Source organism: Bradyrhizobium sp. 44 (assembly GCF_023073095.1).
In the GTDB taxonomy this organism is placed as follows: domain Bacteria; phylum Pseudomonadota; class Alphaproteobacteria; order Rhizobiales; family Xanthobacteraceae; genus Bradyrhizobium.
Genome location: NZ_JADPIY010000029.1, coordinates 243,749 through 260,125, shown reverse-complemented (window position 1 = coordinate 260,125; position 16,377 = coordinate 243,749). Strand labels below are relative to the sequence as shown.

Genomic DNA, 16,377 nt, shown 5'->3' with positions numbered 1-16,377 from the left:
CGGCCGGCACGCTGATGAAGCGCAGGAATTGGTCGATCGAAAGCATCGCTGTCTCCCCCAAGACAAAAAGCATCTCCGCCCGCCGCGCTATTCCACCCCGTGCGCGACGTGCTGATCGGCCGTCAGAAACTGATCGGAAATGGCGGCTCCACCCATCGTGAGCAGCGCCAGGATCGAAATCACAGCCAGAAATTTCATGGCCGGAGGGTCGATCCCGATTGTGGCCAAAAACGTCAAAGCATGGTCCCTTTTCAGGACGATCCCGGGAAAGATCATGGCTGTCCCCACCGGATTCCCCGACCTTTCCCGCCGAAGAAAGGCGGCAAAGCGCCCCCGGCGCAGTTCGCCGGGCTTCACTGCGCAGGGCCATTAGCTTAACAGTTGCGGCTGGAGCGGGGCTTGCGAGCCGGCCAAACAAAAAAAGGACCCAGCCGGGTCACAGGGAGCGACATGACCAGATCATCAAAAGCAACGAGTCTTGAAATTCTCGCCTGCGACGCCGGCTGGCGAAACTACCACTTCGTCAAGCTGACGACCGAGGACGGCATCGTCGGATGGAGCGAGTTCGACGAGGGCTTCGGCTCGCCTGGCGTCGGCGCTGCGATCCAGCGCCTGTCCGCCCGCGTCGTCGGGCAGAACGTCTTCCGGCACGAGCGCATCTACGCAGAGCTGTTCGCGGCCACGCGTCCCGCCGCCGGCGGCGTGGTGGCGCAGGCACTCGGCGCGATCGAGAATGCGCTGCTCGATGCCAAGGCGAAGTGTCTCGGTGTGCCCTGCTACGAACTGCTCGGCGGCAAGATCCGCGACCGTGTCAGGGTTTATTGGTCGCATTGCGCGACGTGGCGGATCAATCATCCGTCCTGGTACAAGCCGCCGATCGAGAACCTTGACGGCGTCAAGGCAATGGGACGCGAGGTCCGCGAGAACAAGTTCACCGCGCTCAAGACCAACATTTTCTCCTACGACGACGGCAAGCCAACCGGTTGGCGACCGGGCTTCGGCTCGCCCTTCGCCCCCGAAATCAACGTCGATCGCAAGATCCTGCGCGACCTGCGCATGCATCTGGAAGCGATCCGCGACGGGGCGGGCCCCGACGTCGACATCCTGCTTGACTGCAACTTCAACGCCAAGACCGAGGGCTACCTGAAGATCCTGCGCACCATCGCGGATTTCGACATGTTCTGGGTCGAGATCGACAGTTTCAATCCGGAAGCGCTCGGTTACATCCGCAGGCAAAGCCCGCATCCGATCTCGTCCTGCGAAACGCTATTGGGCTTGCGGGAATTCCTGCCCTATTTCCGCGAGCAGGCCATGGACGTCGCGATCATCGACACGCCCTGGAACGGCGTCTGGCAGTCGATGAAGATCGCAGCCGCTGCGGAAGCGTTCGAAGTCAACGTTGCCCCACACAATTTCTACGGCCATCTTTGCTCGATGATGAACGCGCATTTCTGCGCCGCCGTGCCGAACCTGCGCATCATGGAGATCGACATCGATCGCCTGGCGTGGGACCGCGAACTGTTCACGCATGAGCCCGAAATTCAGGACGGCCATCTGGTCATTCCGGACCGGCCCGGCTGGGGCACCGATCCGAACGAGGAAGCCCTTCGGGCGCACCCGCCAAAGACCAGCGGCGGATTGCTCAACTACGGCCGCAAAGGCTAGAGGGTCTTACGGCGTCACGGGATTGACGGTCGGGGACGTCTTCGGCCCCGGCCGCTCCGGCTCGAGCGGCGACTTCTGTTCGGTCGGGAGCACTGCGGCGCCTGCGGCGCGGGCGGCCTCGCCCGTGGTCGCATACATCGCAACGTGAGCAGGCTGCGTCTTGGCGCGATTCCATGGCCCATGATCGACGATGAGCATCGCAGCAATGGTCACAGCGGCCACAATCAACGCGATTACGCCGGGATGGCGAAGCGCTGAGGACATGGAATTTGCGAAGCGATCCGTTGGCATCGTGGAATCCATACGTTTTCCTCTCACAGGTTAATGCAGTCGCGTCCTGCGAGTTCCGCCGTTGTCCAGCCCATACGGGGAACCTGATCGCCCCAAGGCATTCAGTGTTTCACATCCGGCCGCGTATCGCCGACGAACCGGTCGCGGTTCGGCATCTTGACAGCCGCAAGCGATTTGGCATCGAGCGTCGCATCCGCTCCCACCAGCCCGTTCAGGTTCAGGATGTACGCCGACACCGCGTAAACCTCCTCATCGCTGAGCGATTGCGGCGCGTTCTGCGGCATCGCACGGCGAATGTAGTCGAACAGCGTCGGCGCATATGGCCAATAGCTGCCGACGGTCCGGATAGGCTTTGGCGTTGCTATCGTGCCCTGCCCACCGACGAGCCGATCACCCAGCCCGCCCTCGCCCTTGTCGCCATGGCATGATGCACATTGCTGGGCGAACACCTCGCGCCCATGGCTGACCGAGCCACTTCCCTTCGGGAGATTGCTACCGTCGCGTCCGATGTCGATATTCCAGCCCGCGATCTCCGCAGCTGTCGCGGGGCGTCCGAGGCCGTACAGGCTTTGTGCTTGCGCTCCGCTCGCGAACGCACACAGCAAGATGACGACGGCAATGCCGCAAGTCTCACGCCAGCGCATTGGTCACCTCGCCGTCGGCCGCGATGCGCCACGGCCAGATCGCGTTGTTGTGGTAGAAATAGTTCTCGCCGCGCACCGCGAGCAACTCAGAGAGCGTTGGCTGCACATAGCCGGTCTCATCGATGGCACGGCTCTGAATCACGGCAGGCTTGCCGTCCCATCGCCACGGCAAACGGAAGCGCGTGAGAGCGCGGGTCAGCACCGGCTCCTGCAATTGCGCGCTTTGCCAACTTTTTCCCTCGTCGACGGACACTTCGACGCGCGCGATCTTGCCATGCCCGCTCCAGGCGATGCCGGTGATCTCGTGGAAGCCGGGCGCGCCCAGGCGTTGGCCGCCGGAGGGCCTCGTGATGATCGACTTCGCCTCCATGTAGAACGAAAATTCACGCGCGGTGCCGTCCGGCAGCAGGTCTGTGTATTTCGAGGTCTCCTCGCGCGAGTAAACCGGCTCAGCCGTCACATGCAGGCGGCGCAGCCACTTCACGCTCATATTGCCCTCGAAGCCCGGCAGGAACAACCGCAGCGGATAGCCCTGCTGCGGGCGCAGCCGCTCGCCGTTCTGGCTGTAGACCAGCATGGCGTCCTCGAGGCATTTCTCGATCGGGATGCTGCGGGTCAGTGCAGCCGCGTCGGCGCCCTCGGCGACGACCCATTTGGCTTCCGGCTTCAGCCCGGCCTCTTGTAGCACCAGCTTGAGGCTGACGCCGGTCCATTCTGCACAACTCACCAGACCCACAAGGTCCGACGCTGTCTTGCCGTAAGGCTTGCTGTAGCCGGGATTGCCGGAGCATTCGAGAAAGTGGACGCGCGATTCCGACGGGAAACGCCTGAGATCGTCCATTGTGAAGATCAGCGGGCGCTCGAGCAGCCCGTGCAGCATCAGCCGGTGCTGGGCCGGATCGATGGTCGGAACGCCGCCGTGGTGACGCTCGTAGAACAGTCCATTCGGCGTGATGATGCCATCGAGCTCCTGCAACGGCGTCCGGCTGGAGGCCGAGATGTACTGTTTGAGAGTCTTCGGGATGTTCTTGACGACGCCCTTCTCGAACGACGATGGCGCGCCATAGAGCTGGCCCCCCGTCGGTTCGCCCGGCGCCTTCATCCATTCGGGAATGTTGGGTGGAAGGTTGTCGGCCCCGGCGGCAACCGATGCGCCGGCGCCCAGGACGGTCCCACCCGCCACCGCAGCGCTGCCACGCAGAAAGCGGCGGCGAGTCGTGCCCGCGGATTTGTCGTCGGCGTCGAAGGTGCGGCTCATTTGCGGATCCTCGGCTGTAGCGCGATCCGCATGAAACATTCTGCAACGAGCATTTGCAATTCGCAGCCATTTCAAAAACAGGCGATTTCCATCTGGACTGATCTAAATCCGGTGGCAGCGACGGCAATTCTCTTCTTCGCAACGCACAAACGGCTCGTCCGTCACTCGCCCGGCGCGATCGCGTTGCTCGGGGTCGGCCGGTCGGCGATCTGCTGGCCGAACAGGCTGCCGATCAGTTCGACCGCGGTGCGCGCGGTGCGGCCACGCTCGTCGAGGAACGGATTGAGCTCGACGATGTCGAGTGAACCGACTACGCCGGAATCGTGCAGGAGCTCCATGATCAGATGCGCCTCGCGATAGGTCGCTCCACCCGGCACCGTCGTGCCCACGCCAGGTGCGACGCAGGGGTCGAGAAAATCGACGTCGAAACTGACATGCAATACGCCGTTGCTGGCCCTGACGCGCTCTATGACGCGGCGGATCAGCACGGCGACGCCGAATTCGTCGATCTGGCGCATGTCGACGACCCTGATCCGGCGCGTGCGCATCAGCTCCTTTTCGAGCTTGTCGATCGAGCGCGCGCCGAACAGGTCGAGCCTGTCGGGATCGATCGAGGCGCGCGGATCGTCGCCCAGCAACCCGTCGAGGCCGGGTTCGCCGCAAAGGAATGCCGCCGACATGCCGTGCATGTTGGCAGTGATCGTCGTCTCCGGTGTGTTGTAGTCGGCATGGGCATCGAGCCAGAGCACGAACAGCTCGCGTCCGCGCTCCTGCCAGTGACGGGCCATGGCATTCACCGATCCCATTGACAACGTGTGATCGCCGCCGAGAAAAATCGGCAGCGCGCCGGTTTTCGCGATCTCGTAGCCTCTGCGGCTCAGCACGCGCGTCCAGCGCTGGATTTCGCGGTAGTGATTGGCTTTGTCGGGGGCCCTGTCTGCGAGGTCCCGGAGCTCGGCCACCGAGAGATCGCCGTAATCGACCACCTCGAAATCCAGGCTCTCGAGCAGTGTCGCAAGGCCGGCGGTGCGGAGCGCCGCAGGGCCCATCAGGGTACCGCGCTGCGAAGCCCCCATGTCGATGGGAGCGCCGAGCAAGGCGATGCGCCGGGCTCGATCCGTCGTGGTCCGGTCGGTCACAGCTGTCTCCTGACATCAGCAAGATTGAGCCAGCCTAACAGAGATTCGCATCCGTCGTTTCACGGGGGCGGGTCCGCGCAGGGGCGGATCGTTTCGGAACAAAAGCCCGCGCGCCGAATTGCTCATTCAAGGCCGGTACCCGCCGTAAAAACCACGGCGCCTGTCGCGGATAGCCAAAGGTCATCTGACCCGCTGTTCAGAACGAGCGCTCGCGCGGATAGCCAAAGGTATCGGCCTCCGTCACATGATCAGCCCGGAGGTCGCGCACTTGAGCACGGAGATCCCGCAGTCCACCTCACATCCCGGCATGGCCGAGCGCGCCATCGATGCCGCGACGGACGTATCCCGCACCATCGGTGAAGTCGCGGGTGGCCTGCATGCAGCTGTCGACCGCATGACCTCCGCTATCGACGAAGCGCGAAAGCCGGGCCGGCCCCTCGCGACCGTCGCCGCGATCACGCGCGAAGCGCCGCTCGCCAGCCTGTTCGTTGCTTTCCTGTTCGGCGTCGCGGTCGCGCGGCGGCGCTAGAGCAACGTATGTTCAGGCCGCACTGACGGCGGCGCACTCGGCTGCGAGGAACTGCCGCTCGAATGCTTCCGCCGGCATCGGACGGCCGAAGAAATAGCCCTGGCCTTCCTCGCATCCCATGCTCACCAGGAAGTCGGCCGTAGCGCGATTCTCGATGCCCTCGGCCACGACCGTCAGTCCGAGCTGTTTGCTGAGGCCGATGGTCGACCCGACGATCGCGGCATCGTCGGAATTCGCGAGCAGACCGAGCACGAACGACCGGTCGATCTTGAGCCCGTCGAGCGGAAACTTCTTCAGATAGCTCAGGCTCGCATAGCCAGTGCCGAAATCGTCGAACAGAACGCGGACGCCGAGCTGCTGAATACGCTTGAACATGTCGAGCACGCGGGCTTCGTCGTGAAGCAGGATGTCCTCAGTGACCTCAATCTCGAGCAGCGACGGTGTGAGCCCCGTCGCTTCGAGCATCCCCGCAACCGAATGGGCGAGGTCGCCGGAGTGAAGCTGGGAGGGTGACAGGTTGATCGCGACGCGCACAGGGTCGCCTGACAATTCCCAGGCGCGTGCCTGGCGGCAGGCGGTCTCCATCACCCAGTTTCCGATCCGCTCGGACAGGGCTGAGCTGTTGACCACGGGCATGAACTCTCCGGGCGAAACGTAGCCGCGCACGGGATGCCGCCAGCGGATGAGCGCTTCGGCCCCGACCAGGCTGGCGTCGATCAGGCGAACCTGGGGCTGGTAGAACAGCTCGAACTCGCCGCGATCCGCGGCAAGCGCCAATTCGCTCTCCAGCGTCAGGCGGTTCTCCAGCTCCTGCCGGATCGCGCTCTCGAAGACCACATGACCGCCGCGCCGCGTCAGCTTTGCCTTGGTCAACGCAAGATGGCCGTTGCTCAGGAGATCGTCGGCGTTGTGTCCGCCTTCCGGATGGACCGCGACGCCGATGCTGATCCTGACGCGATGCTGCCGCGTGCCGGTCGCAAGCGGTGCTTCGAACGCGCGCGCAATTCGTTCGGCGTACTCTGCGATCCGCTCGTCGCCATCGGCGCCTTTGCGCGCAATTGCGAATTCGTCGCCGCTAAGCCGGGCAACGACAGCGCCGTCGCCCGCGTGGGCTTTCAGGCGAGTAGCGACCGCCTGCAGCACGAGGTCTCCGGCAGAATGGCCCAGCATGTCGTTGATGCTCTGGAAACCGTCGAGCCCGATCACGAGCAGCGCGACCTCGCAAGGACGCTGCGCTGCATCCGCGATCATGCCGACCAGTCCGGCGTGCAGCGTGTTGCGGTTGACCAGACCGGTCGGCACGTCGTACTCGGCGAGATATCTGACGCGTTCGGCCTCGCGCTTGCGGACCGAAATGTCGCGCAGGATGGCTCCGTATTGGAAGCCGTCCGTTCCCTGCCAACCCGAGAAGCTCGCCTCGACCGGGAAAGTTTCACCGTTCTTGCGCCGCCCTTCGAACTCGATGACGACCGCTCCGCCGGGTGCGAGGAGTGCCTGGCGCGCGGCGTCGCGCGTGGACGGCCTCGCCTCACCGTCCACCGGAACGGCACATAGCGTTTCGAACGGGCGGCCGATGATCTCGGCGGGCATATAGCCGAAGATCGCGCTGGCGCCGGGGTTCCAAACGGTGATCAGCTGATCTTCGTCGGTGCAGACGAGGCCATCGCCGAGCGACATCGCGATACGATGAAAGCGGCTTTCGGCGATGCGCCCCAGCAGACCACGAAAATCGATCTCGTCGAGTGCGATCGCCGTCAGATAAGCGACAATCGCGATGTGGAACAACGATGTGTCGATGATGAAGGGCCATCTTGCCTGAACGAGGATCGCAACCAGCTCGAAGGCCGCCCCGGCCGAGATCAGGATTGCGACGCGAATTCCCGAAGCGAAGCGGCGCCACGAATACATCATCAGCAGGCAGATCACCGCGAGACCCAGGATCATGCCGGTATCGGAAGTCCAGCGCAGCATCCGGTTCTGGAGGATCGATTCCGCTGCCAGCGCCTGGAGGATGGGTCCGGAGATGATGCGGCCATTTGGAACGCTGAAGCGGTCGCCGAGTTCGAGCGCCGTCGCTCCAATGATGATCTTCTTGTCTCTCAGCCTGTCGAGAGCGGCGGCTTTGCCGCGGAGCACGTCGACATAGGAGACACTTGGAACGGAGCCCGCCCGAATGCTGAAATCGATCAGGAACGGCGGCCGCCGATTGGCGTCCTGCCCGGCCAGCACGACGGCCATCGAAGGCATCAGGGCATCGCCGAGCTTCTCGCCGAACGGATATCGGCGAACGAGCCCGTCGGATTCGATGGCGACATTGACCAGCGCGGGCCACGACTGGTTGCCGAACGGCTTCAGGGGGCGATTGATGTGAGCTGCGCCGCCATTCGGCGCCGGCTGCTTGAAGGACGGCAGGATGGTCGAGCCGCCTGCCTCACGCAGCGCGTTGACGAAAGCCTCGTCGGAGGCCGGGTCGGATGGCGAGCTGAAATCGACGTCGAAAGCGACGTCCTGTGCCCCCGCAGCCTCTAACCTTTGCAACAGTTCCGCGTGCAGCCGGCGCGGCCAGGGCCATACCCCGATCTGGTCGATTGAGGGCGCGTCAATGGCCACCACGACGACGTTGCCGCTCGCGGCGCGCGATTGCCAGGCAAACCGTAGGTCGGTCAGCGCGTTGCGAAGCGCACCATGCCACCCCGTCGACAGCACGATCGCCAGCGCGGTCACGACTAGAATATGCGGACGATAGCGCTTCACTCCGGTCCTCCCGCGCACCCGCTTCTGCGGTTGCGCCCCCTCATCCCCAGGAAATCGCCTCAGTGCTTGTTGTGGCCAAAGGCATTGCCGTGGCCATTGCTGCCGTTGCCGCCGCCATTGCCATTGCCGTTGCCGTTGTTGCCCTTGCCGTTTCCGGTGGCACCGCTGTTGCCATTGCCGTTGCCGGAATTCCCATTGCCGGAATTGCCGTTACCGGAGTTGCCCTTATCCGGTTTGGTCTTGCCATCGGAATTTCCGCTGCCGCCGCCCGAACCGTCGCTGGACGCACCTGCCGTGGTCGCGGCTATTGTCGTGCTTGCAGCCGACGAACTGGTGCTGCCAGCCGTCACGCCGCTGCTCGTGGTGACCGCAGTCTGGACGGTGCTGTTGGATGCGTTTGTGCCCGATTTCGAGTCGCTCCAGACCGTCTCCGTGCTGGCGTGCGCGTTGCGCACCTGTCCGGGGGCACCGCCGCCGTGGGCGAGCCCGTGCGTGACCTTGTGGACGTTCAGCTTGACCTCGCCGAGCGAGTTCGAGATGCGTACGACGCCGGGCTTTGCAGCACCGCCCTTGGACGCGTGAGCTCCAGCCGCCTGTTGCGATGGCTTGAGCGCGCCAGCCGCCTTGGTGCCCTTATCGATCGGCCCGAGCGCATGGATCATGTGGCCATTCGCCCCGTTGCGCGGCGCCGGCAGGCCCGATTTCGGCACGGGCACGCGCTCGATGCTCGAGGCGCGTGGCTTGCCGTGCTCGATCGGATTGAAAGTCCCGGCGCCGCTCAGGCTGAGACCAGGCTTGCCATGCTCAAAAACGGTGGCGGCCTGCCCCGGCAGGACCTGGGCGATCTGTCCCGTCTTGAAGTCGGAGACCTCGACCTGGCCGCGAAGCACGCCGACCTTGGTGCTGCCCGCGGCCACGGTGACGCTGAACTGCGTTCCCTTGACGACAGCGGCGAGATAGGGCGTCTCGACCTCGAAATGCTTGACGTTGCGCTTCTCGACCTCGAGCAGGATCGAACCTGCCTGCTGGATGATGGTAGTCGAGAGGCCCTCCTTGCTCTCGGTCGGCAAGCCGACCACCGAGTTGGGAGAGATCAGGATCGTTTCCTCGCCGCGGACGAGCAGCACGCGGCCATTACGTCCGGTGCGAATGGTGTCGCCGGGCTTAAGCGCCTCCTGCTGATTCAACGAGACCTGCTGCGCGCCGCTGGTGGCAACCCAGACCTCGCCGGTGGCTTTGCCGACCGACCAGACGCCATCGTCGGCGGCGGATGCGCCGCAAGCCGTTCCCAGGATCAGCGCAGCCGCGAAGGCGCACCGCATTCCAATTTTGCTCAGCATGACGATCCTCAGTCCGCGTTACAGCCAGCCTGAGGGGTATCCGAAATCACTCAACATAGGATTAGCGGGAAGCAGCCAGCGGAGCGGTCGCGTTAACGGTTCATTGACCATAAAAAACTATGAAAAATCATGTGGCTAACGAACCCTTATCGCACCAGGGGCACATCTCCGTCGAACTACGGGGGCAGGCGCATTGCGCGCGTCGGGAAGCGGCATCTCATTACCGCATGGGCGCTGTTAGCCCCTTTTTTCACGGGAGTTCCTCAGGCTTTCGCACAACAGGCGAACCAGCCGGGCTTCGATCCGCGCCAACCCGAGAAATATTTTGAAAACCAAACCGAGCGGGAATCGCTGACCCGCCCTCCGGTCAGGCTGCCGACAGTCGGCCAGCCCAACACCGGCGGCGATACCAAGCCTCAGTTCGTGCTGCGCGGCATCAACGTCAGCGGGGCCCGGGCCGTTTCCCCCGATCGCATCGCCGCGGTCTACCAGCCCTATGTCGGCAAGAAGGTTTCGCAGGCGGATCTCGCCGCGATCGCAGGCGCGATCAGCGATCTCTACCGTGCCGATGGTTTTCACTTGAGCCGTGCGATCGTGCCGCCGCAGGATATTGCGGACGGACGCGTCCGGATCCAGGTGGTCGAAGGCGCCATTTTGGAGGCCGAGCTGAAAGGCGACGGCGCCGAGCAGTTCGGCGTGAGACCGATGCTTGGGCCGGTTCTGGCTGAGCAACCGTCGCGCCTGGCAACGCTGGAACGTCAGCTCTTTCTCGTCAACGGCAGACCTGGCGTCCGGATCACCGACACCGCACTGGAGGAGATCGGCACTGCAACCGGCCGATTCCGCCTCATCGTCTATTTGAAGACCTGGCACGTCTTCTCGTCGTTCGGTCTGGACAATCTCGGCTCATCATCAGTTGGTCCGTGGCAGACCTATGCGACCGGCGCGTTCAACTCCTATCTCACGCCCGGCGACACGCTGGCGGTCAATCTGTCGACCATCGCCAACGACCCCCGCCAGCTTGGCTTCGCACGGCTGTCCTACGATGCACCGGTCGGTGTCGACGGTGTGCGTCTCGGCGGGTCCGTCCTGTACAGCGCGGTTAGACCGGGCGATGCCCGCCGCCTCGACAGCGACATCACCACGACCGAGGCGTTCGAGCTGCGTGCCAGCATCGTCCCATTGCAGTCGCAATCCTCCTCGCTGACCCTGACTGCGGCGACGACCTTCAGCAACGTGTCCGAGCATGACCTTTACGGCCCCTGGTACAATGACCACATCAGGACCGCGAGCCTGACCGCCGATTACCGGCTTCAGGACCATTTCGGCGGCACCAATTTCGCGACGCTGACCTACCGCCAAGGCCTCGACATCTTCGGTGCCTCGCATTTCGACGACGATCTTTTGTCGCGCGATGGCGCTTCATCGAACTTCTCGGTGCTAAACCTCTGGTTTGCGCGCTACCAGACGCTCAACGAGGTCTGGTCGCTCAAGCTTTCCGCTGCGAGCCAGACGGCGTCACGGCCGCTGTTCACCTCGCAGCAATTCTATCTCGGTGGCGCTGCCTTCGGGCGCGGCTATGGCGCAGCAGAGATCAGCGGGGACAACGGTCTTGCCGGCTCACTCGAACTGCGCTTCGACCAGAAGCTCAACTACCGCTACTGGACCGGCTATCAGCTCTATGCCTTCGGCGACGCCGGCGCCGTCTGGAACGACGGTTACCGCCTGAGCGACGGCCTGTCGCTGACCTCGGCCGGAGCTGGCGTGCGGTTCTTCCTGCCGGACGATTTCCAGGCCGATCTCGGCGTGGCCGTCCCCCTGAGCTACCGGGCGCCCGACAACGACCGCCGCAGCCCCCGCTTCCTATTTACTCTGTCAAGCGCGCTGCGGCTCTGCCCCGAACGCGGCAAGGGCGGCTGTCTCTAAACCCTTGCCCTTCGCGCTATGGCCCCGGGCATGCGGCTCTTTTGGGACGCGGCTCACAGACTTGCCTAAATTTAATCCCGTAACCTGCTCACGATCGCTCGATCCGGGAGTTCCCAATGGCCATGTTCAGTCAAAAGTGATTTGAGACGGAACCATGAAAAAGGTTTTTGCTGTTCTGGCGTTTCTCTGCGTCCTCGGCGTCGGCCAGTATTTCGTCGTCAGCCGGTTCGCGATCCGCCATGAGGTTTTGACCCTGTTCGACGCCGCGCGCCAGCGGCCGATTGCGGTCGAAATCGCTGTACGGCGCGATTACGAGACCAAGGCCAATCTCGGCCTCTGGAAGCTCCCGCTCGCCATCATCAGCAACGGCAATACCGTCAAGGCCACCGAATATTCCTTCCTCGCCAACGTGCTCGCCGCACGCGGTTATCTCGTCGCCAGCATCCAGCAGGATCTGCCGAGCGATCCGCCGCTGATGACCAAGGCCGGCCAGCAATATGTCGGCCGGCGCGAGGTCTATATCCGCTGCGAGGCCAACATCCTCTTCACCTTGGGCGAGTTGAAGCGGCGGCAGGAGAACGCCGACTACGACCACATCACGCTCGTCGGGCATTCCAACGGTGGCGACGTTTCGATGTATGTCGCCCATCAGCACCCGGAGCTGGTGTCGAAAGTGATCACGCTCGACAATCTGCGAGTGCCTTTCGTGCTTAGCGACAACATGAAGATCCTGTCGTTCCGCTCGAAGGATCCGCATTTCGTAACCGATCCCGGCGTGCTGCCGACGCCGGAAGAGGCCAAGGCGCGCGGCATCGACATTATCCACACCGGTGCGCAGCATACCGAGATGAGCGATCGCGGTCCCGATGCGGTCAAGGAGAAGATCCAGGCGACACTCGACCGCTTCCTGCGCGACAGCGCCAGCAGCGCGCTCGCGCCGGCCGATACACGAAGCCCGATGATCATGAACCCCGGCGACTATTAGTCCAGCACCTTTGCGGCAGATCAAGGCTGCGGCGAGCCGGCCACGCTAGAAAGGGCCTTGCCATCTCGGAGAGACACCGTGTCGCACTCCATCGAAAGCCTTGGTACGAAAAGACTCGCTGCGACAAGCTTTGTCCTGCCTGCGGCAAGGACGCCGAGATTCGCCCGGCATCTCTATCGTTTGGCCCGCAAGCTGCTGCGGTCGATCATCGCCCGCATCGACCTCTCGCAGTTTCCGGGTTCGTGTTGCGGATGAGGACGGCGTCGCTAGCCAACAACACACAGGGTTGCCCTATGCACCGGCACTTGAGACGAATCTGTCTGCTGGTTGCAGTGGCCTCGAGCGTGTGCGCGTCGCCCGCTCTCGCCGCCGATGCAGATCACGGCGCCGACCTTGCGAGGCGCTGGTGCGCCAGCTGCCATGTCGTGGCGAACGGCCAGATCCAGGCGAGCGCCGACGTCCCCTCCTTCGCGTCCGTTGCGCGCAGGCCTGACTTCAGTTCGGAAAGGCTCGCCTTTTTCCTGCTAGACCCGCACCCGAAGATGCCGAATTTCCCTTTGAGCCGGATCGAAGCCGGCGATATCGCGGCCTACATCGCATCGCTGCGCTAGCAGAGCCACCGATCGGTCAAGACATCCGCGACAAATGCTATCCCTGCCTGAGAACCGACAGGGATCAGCAGAAGGGATGATGCGCGGCGAATGAGGTCCATTCGACGGCCCAGCATGGACCGGTACCCGCATCGACGTGCGGATAATCACGCCCGGCAAGTCCAATCTCTGGACGCGCCGGGAACACACCGAGAATCAGGACTTGCCCTTCCCTGGCTGCATGAGACTGCCGGTCATCTGGCGCATGTGGTCTCCGGCATTGGTGAACTGGCTGCGCAGGAAATCCGATTGGATTCGCATCGCCTCCTGAAGGTCGGTCGCATGGACGAGCTTGCGAGCATGCTCGAACGCCGACTTCATGTTCTGCTCGGTGAATGCGAGCGCCTGCTTCGAGACGTCCGTCCCCGCACCCGGAACGGTCGTCATCGATTTGGTGGCGGCTTCGAAAAACATGCCGAATGCTTTTTCCGCCTGGTCAATCGTCTTCTCGGCCAGGTCGCGCAGTTCGGCCGGAACTTCGAGCTTCGGTTCGATCATGGTCGCACTCCTCCCGTTTTCAGAACTGAATACCACACTTGCCGGATCGCCTGCCAGCGTCCAGGCCGGGGAAGACGTCGCCCGGCGGCCGGCTCTGGCAGGAAAACGAAGGGCAAGGGGTAAGGCCAGCGCGCAGGCCGGCTCAGGACAGGGGGTGTTCGGGAAGGGATTCTTCGGTGGCGAGGTCTTCGACGAGCTTGATGACTTCGAAACGCTGCCGGGGCGCGAGCTTCAGAAAGGCGCGGAGCAGGCGCAGGCTTTCGACAGTACCGCTTGCAGGCGCGCCGAGCTTGAGGTGCAGCTCAGCTGCGAAATTGAGGTTCTTCATCTCGCACCTATAACAAGCATCGGACTTCGTGATCCAACATCGAGGTCCCAACTAAGAACCGAACGCCACAACCGGATGCCACAACCGGATGCCACAACCGGATGCTATGGCGATGGCGCGCTTTCGTCCGGGTGAAGCCCGGTGTGTTCGCACGCCGAGGTACATGTGCAAGCGGGCCCACTTGAACAGGTTGCAACTATGTCAAGAAACAACCCCTCCGGCAAGCCTAACAGTTGACACAGCGATGCTTCGTCTGCATCGCGCCACGGCAATTCCGGATAACAGGAATATGGCCAGCCGTCACCCACCTGCGTCAAGAAGCGTCATCGATCAGGCATGCAGCCTCGATCGCCGTCAATCGACGCCTTGTTTCGTCTTGTTTCAGATGTGAATGGACATTGGTGGATCCGACCAGTGCTTCTTCAGCGTATGCACGTAATTGTTGAGTCCGGCGTCGGCGGTTGTATCGTCCACGAAATAGATGTCGATCTCGGGCCATGGATCGGCAGCCACAGAGCGGCCTTCTGAACCAAGAGACAGACTATGGCGTTTGGATTCATCTAAACCCGCCCCATCGAGCTCTTGGACTTGGACTCGCCTCTTCGCATCAGAATTCATCGGGCCGCATTTGTTTCCGGCGGTGAACCGTTTTTGAGGAGCAAACGACAAAGCGGTGGCGAAACAGCCACGCAGATCACGGGCGCCATGGCCGATGCATTGATCGATTCGGCGCCCCAGAAACCAAAGGACGACGGCATGCTTTCTCGCTGCGATCTCATCAAGGGCGCCGCAGTCGCGCTTCTCACCTTCTCGATACAAGGCGCATGGGCGCAGGAGACCAGGATGAACCTGTTCAAGATCGTCACCATCAAGGACGAAATCGTCGTCGGATTGTCGACGGAGGAGCTTCAGGCGCTCGGCGGCAATGATGCCAGCGCCGTTGCACATGCTCTGGCACAGAAGGGCGATCTCACTGTCTGGCAATACAACGTGCATCGCGGTCCGAACGGCGAATTGCAGCAAGCGCCGACCGCCAGAATCGGGCTTTTGGCCAACGCGTCGCTCCGGGTCGAGCCGTATACCACGACCTACCAGATCCTACCGCATCCCTAAGCAGCAGACCGGCGCGCCCGCGATCGAGGTCGCGGGCGCGCCCTTGTCATCTGCGTTGCCCTGCACGCCGTGTCCCCGTTTCCGTCGCAAAGCCGTAGATCAGTGCCAACCGGTCCAGGCATTCCCGAAAACGTCGGGAAAAATAGTCCGTCCAGCGTTGCGTACGAACGGCGCGACGCTGGCCGATCTCGTCCATGGTCAGGCCCAGCACCAACACGTCGTGCACTAGCGCGGCACCGTCGGTGCCGAGTTCGCGCTCGATCCGGTTCAGCCGCAGCACCGCCTGACGTTGGCTCTCGGTAACCGGCTCGCGCGTGCGCGCGCCATCGACATATTCGCGGGTCGGGTCCATCGCCTGAGGGCCACGCTCGGCCCTCTCCCAATCGTTCTGGAAGGCGCGCCCGCCGCGATACTGCGCCTCGTCGATCTGATGGTGCGCGTGCAGCCGGCCGAGCGGATCGCTGCGGATCGACCGCACGGCCATGATCTTCTCGCCCGGGTCGAGCGCCAGCGGATTGTCCACCTCGACTTCCGCGATCTCCGCATTGAACGGTATCTCGCGCGAGCGTCGATCGTAGACATCCGCCAGTTTGTAAGACCTGTTGCGTCGGACACGTGCCACTCGGATACTCCTTGCGAAATTGACGATTGAACGGGCGGTCGTCAGGTCAGGCGGCAGAGACCAGCCTCAGCACGACGGGGCCGGCGACGCGAGCGGATCCAGTTCCGGCGCGGCGCGTCAGGCGCGCATGCGGCGTGCAATAGCTCGAGCCCGGCTCGCGCGGATGGCCGCAGAAGGTGATCTCCTCCCCGTCCTTGTCGCCGCCATAGGGATAGCGACAGTCCTCGCCAGCGAGTTCGACCAACGGGACCAGGCGCGGCTGGACGCCGACGCAGCGCAATTTGACCTGCGCGGCAGGCTTCATCGCAGATTTCGGCGGCAGGCTCAGCACCGTAGGGCGGTGCGGCAGGACAAGACAGCCCCCAGACGGCAACACTGGGACGATCGACGGGCTCGCCGTCCGCACCTGCACGACCAGCCCGAGCCGCTTGGCGCGGCCGACCACCGCGTTGCGCGTGTAAGACGTTCCAAACCTTGCGTTAATCTGTCTTCCGATCTCCGCATAAGACATTCCCTTGAGAAAATAGTCGCGAAGCGCGTCGGAGTGCTCCGACGGCCAATGGCCCGGTTCCATGCTGCTGTCCTGTGATGCGCCTCCTCCGATCGCACGATCGCGAGGCGAAGCGCACATTCCG

Annotated in this window: 18 protein-coding genes; 6 read left to right on the top strand and 12 right to left on the bottom strand. The window is 63.3% G+C overall.

All coding sequences use genetic code 11. The features are described 5' to 3' along the window. Positions 1-87: 87 nt before the first annotated feature. Positions 88-276: a hypothetical protein gene (locus tag IVB41_RS26970; RefSeq protein WP_027566617.1), complete on the bottom strand. Its 189-nt coding sequence runs from the start codon at positions 274-276 to the stop codon at positions 88-90. A gap of 174 nt (positions 277-450) precedes the next feature. Here IVB41_RS26970 and IVB41_RS26965 point away from each other — a divergent pair, with 174 nt between their 5' ends. Beyond that, positions 451-1,665: a mandelate racemase/muconate lactonizing enzyme family protein gene (locus IVB41_RS26965; protein WP_247290489.1), complete on the top strand. Its 1,215-nt coding sequence runs from the start codon at positions 451-453 to the stop codon at positions 1,663-1,665. Between the two features lie 6 nt (positions 1,666-1,671). On the opposite strand, the gene IVB41_RS26960 is transcribed toward IVB41_RS26965, so the two are convergent. The 4 genes from IVB41_RS26960 to rocF form a co-directional block, all read right to left on the bottom strand. Then, a complete protein-coding gene (locus IVB41_RS26960; RefSeq protein WP_247290490.1) occupies positions 1,672-1,968 on the bottom strand; it encodes a hypothetical protein in 297 nt (98 codons plus the stop codon). Between the two features lie 89 nt (positions 1,969-2,057). Beyond that, on the bottom strand, positions 2,058-2,600 hold the full coding sequence (locus IVB41_RS26955) for a c-type cytochrome (RefSeq protein ID WP_247436811.1): 543 nt from the start codon (positions 2,598-2,600) through the stop codon (positions 2,058-2,060). Continuing rightward, complete coding sequence (soxC, locus tag IVB41_RS26950) at positions 2,587-3,858, bottom strand: sulfite dehydrogenase (protein ID WP_247436807.1); 1,272 nt, start codon at positions 3,856-3,858, stop codon at positions 2,587-2,589. Before soxC ends, IVB41_RS26955 begins: the two co-directional genes overlap by 14 nt. Positions 3,859-4,019: 161 nt before the next feature. Then, positions 4,020-4,997 (bottom strand): arginase, encoded by a 978-nt coding sequence (gene rocF, locus IVB41_RS26945; protein WP_247436804.1) that lies wholly within the window; start codon positions 4,995-4,997, stop codon positions 4,020-4,022. A 244-nt stretch (positions 4,998-5,241) separates the two neighbouring features. Between rocF and IVB41_RS26940 the strand changes: the two genes are divergently transcribed. Continuing rightward, positions 5,242-5,526, top strand: a complete 285-nt coding sequence (locus IVB41_RS26940; protein WP_007612789.1) for a hypothetical protein — start codon at positions 5,242-5,244, stop codon at positions 5,524-5,526. A gap of 12 nt (positions 5,527-5,538) precedes the next feature. On the opposite strand, the gene IVB41_RS26935 is transcribed toward IVB41_RS26940, so the two are convergent. Then, positions 5,539-8,280 (bottom strand): EAL domain-containing protein, encoded by a 2,742-nt coding sequence (locus IVB41_RS26935; RefSeq protein ID WP_247436801.1) that lies wholly within the window; start codon positions 8,278-8,280, stop codon positions 5,539-5,541. 59 nt (positions 8,281-8,339) lie between these two features. Beyond that, positions 8,340-9,620 (bottom strand): FecR domain-containing protein, encoded by a 1,281-nt coding sequence (locus IVB41_RS26930; protein WP_247356476.1) that lies wholly within the window; start codon positions 9,618-9,620, stop codon positions 8,340-8,342. Between the two features lie 129 nt (positions 9,621-9,749). Between IVB41_RS26930 and IVB41_RS26925 the strand changes: the two genes are divergently transcribed. The 3 genes from IVB41_RS26925 to IVB41_RS26915 all read left to right on the top strand — a co-directional run bounded on the left by IVB41_RS26925 (position 9,750) and on the right by IVB41_RS26915 (position 13,142). Continuing rightward, positions 9,750-11,546: a ShlB/FhaC/HecB family hemolysin secretion/activation protein gene (locus IVB41_RS26925; RefSeq protein WP_247436798.1), complete on the top strand. Its 1,797-nt coding sequence runs from the start codon at positions 9,750-9,752 to the stop codon at positions 11,544-11,546. Between the two features lie 154 nt (positions 11,547-11,700). Then, complete coding sequence (locus IVB41_RS26920; RefSeq protein WP_247402863.1) at positions 11,701-12,531, top strand: alpha/beta fold hydrolase; 831 nt, start codon at positions 11,701-11,703, stop codon at positions 12,529-12,531. Positions 12,532-12,824: 293 nt separating this feature from the next. Then, on the top strand, positions 12,825-13,142 hold the full coding sequence (locus IVB41_RS26915) for a cytochrome c (protein ID WP_247402861.1): 318 nt from the start codon (positions 12,825-12,827) through the stop codon (positions 13,140-13,142). Positions 13,143-13,337: 195 nt separating this feature from the next. Here the strand turns inward: IVB41_RS26915 and IVB41_RS26910 are convergent, their stop codons facing one another. The 3 genes from IVB41_RS26910 to IVB41_RS35695 form a co-directional block, all read right to left on the bottom strand. Next, positions 13,338-13,679 carry a phasin gene (locus IVB41_RS26910; RefSeq protein WP_027519308.1) on the bottom strand — a complete coding sequence of 114 codons (342 nt, stop codon included), beginning with the start codon at positions 13,677-13,679 and terminating at the stop codon, positions 13,338-13,340. Positions 13,680-13,821: 142 nt separating this feature from the next. Continuing rightward, positions 13,822-14,007, bottom strand: a complete 186-nt coding sequence (locus IVB41_RS26905) for a hypothetical protein (RefSeq protein WP_027519309.1) — start codon at positions 14,005-14,007, stop codon at positions 13,822-13,824. A 381-nt stretch (positions 14,008-14,388) separates the two neighbouring features. Then, the gene (locus IVB41_RS35695) at positions 14,389-14,520 is read right to left on the bottom strand and encodes a hypothetical protein (protein ID WP_256378960.1); all 132 of its coding nucleotides are present in this window, start codon (positions 14,518-14,520) and stop codon (positions 14,389-14,391) included. Positions 14,521-14,763: 243 nt separating this feature from the next. Here IVB41_RS35695 and IVB41_RS26900 point away from each other — a divergent pair, with 243 nt between their 5' ends. Continuing rightward, complete coding sequence (locus IVB41_RS26900) at positions 14,764-15,120, top strand: hypothetical protein (protein ID WP_007612800.1); 357 nt, start codon at positions 14,764-14,766, stop codon at positions 15,118-15,120. Between the two features lie 46 nt (positions 15,121-15,166). Here IVB41_RS26900 and IVB41_RS26895 read toward each other — a convergent pair whose 3' ends face one another. Next, positions 15,167-15,742 carry a hypothetical protein gene (locus IVB41_RS26895; protein ID WP_247436793.1) on the bottom strand — a complete coding sequence of 192 codons (576 nt, stop codon included), beginning with the start codon at positions 15,740-15,742 and terminating at the stop codon, positions 15,167-15,169. 46 nt (positions 15,743-15,788) lie between these two features. After that, positions 15,789-16,316, bottom strand: coding sequence for a GcrA family cell cycle regulator (locus tag IVB41_RS26890; protein WP_247436789.1), 528 nt, complete (start codon positions 16,314-16,316; stop codon positions 15,789-15,791). Between the last annotated feature and the right edge of the window lie 61 nt (positions 16,317-16,377).

Excerpts from the sequence above, each read along its gene's own strand:
- IVB41_RS26970 (WP_027566617.1), bottom strand. The coding sequence starts at position 276 with ATGATCTTTCCCGGGATCGTCCTGAAAAGGGACCATGCTTTGACGTTT.
- IVB41_RS26965 (WP_247290489.1), top strand. The coding sequence starts at position 451 with ATGACCAGATCATCAAAAGCAACGAGTCTTGAAATTCTCGCCTGCGAC.
- IVB41_RS26960 (WP_247290490.1), bottom strand. The coding sequence starts at position 1,968 with ATGGATTCCACGATGCCAACGGATCGCTTCGCAAATTCCATGTCCTCA.
- IVB41_RS26955 (WP_247436811.1), bottom strand. The coding sequence starts at position 2,600 with ATGCGCTGGCGTGAGACTTGCGGCATTGCCGTCGTCATCTTGCTGTGT.
- soxC (WP_247436807.1), bottom strand. The coding sequence starts at position 3,858 with ATGAGCCGCACCTTCGACGCCGACGACAAATCCGCGGGCACGACTCGC.
- IVB41_RS26940 (WP_007612789.1), top strand. The coding sequence starts at position 5,242 with ATGATCAGCCCGGAGGTCGCGCACTTGAGCACGGAGATCCCGCAGTCC.
- IVB41_RS26930 (WP_247356476.1), bottom strand. The coding sequence starts at position 9,620 with ATGCTGAGCAAAATTGGAATGCGGTGCGCCTTCGCGGCTGCGCTGATC.
- IVB41_RS26925 (WP_247436798.1), top strand. The coding sequence starts at position 9,750 with ATGTGGCTAACGAACCCTTATCGCACCAGGGGCACATCTCCGTCGAAC.
- IVB41_RS26920 (WP_247402863.1), top strand. The coding sequence starts at position 11,701 with ATGAAAAAGGTTTTTGCTGTTCTGGCGTTTCTCTGCGTCCTCGGCGTC.
- IVB41_RS26915 (WP_247402861.1), top strand. The coding sequence starts at position 12,825 with ATGCACCGGCACTTGAGACGAATCTGTCTGCTGGTTGCAGTGGCCTCG.
- IVB41_RS26910 (WP_027519308.1), bottom strand. The coding sequence starts at position 13,679 with ATGATCGAACCGAAGCTCGAAGTTCCGGCCGAACTGCGCGACCTGGCC.
- IVB41_RS26905 (WP_027519309.1), bottom strand. The coding sequence starts at position 14,007 with ATGAAGAACCTCAATTTCGCAGCTGAGCTGCACCTCAAGCTCGGCGCG.
- IVB41_RS26900 (WP_007612800.1), top strand. The coding sequence starts at position 14,764 with ATGCTTTCTCGCTGCGATCTCATCAAGGGCGCCGCAGTCGCGCTTCTC.
- IVB41_RS26890 (WP_247436789.1), bottom strand. The coding sequence starts at position 16,316 with ATGGAACCGGGCCATTGGCCGTCGGAGCACTCCGACGCGCTTCGCGAC.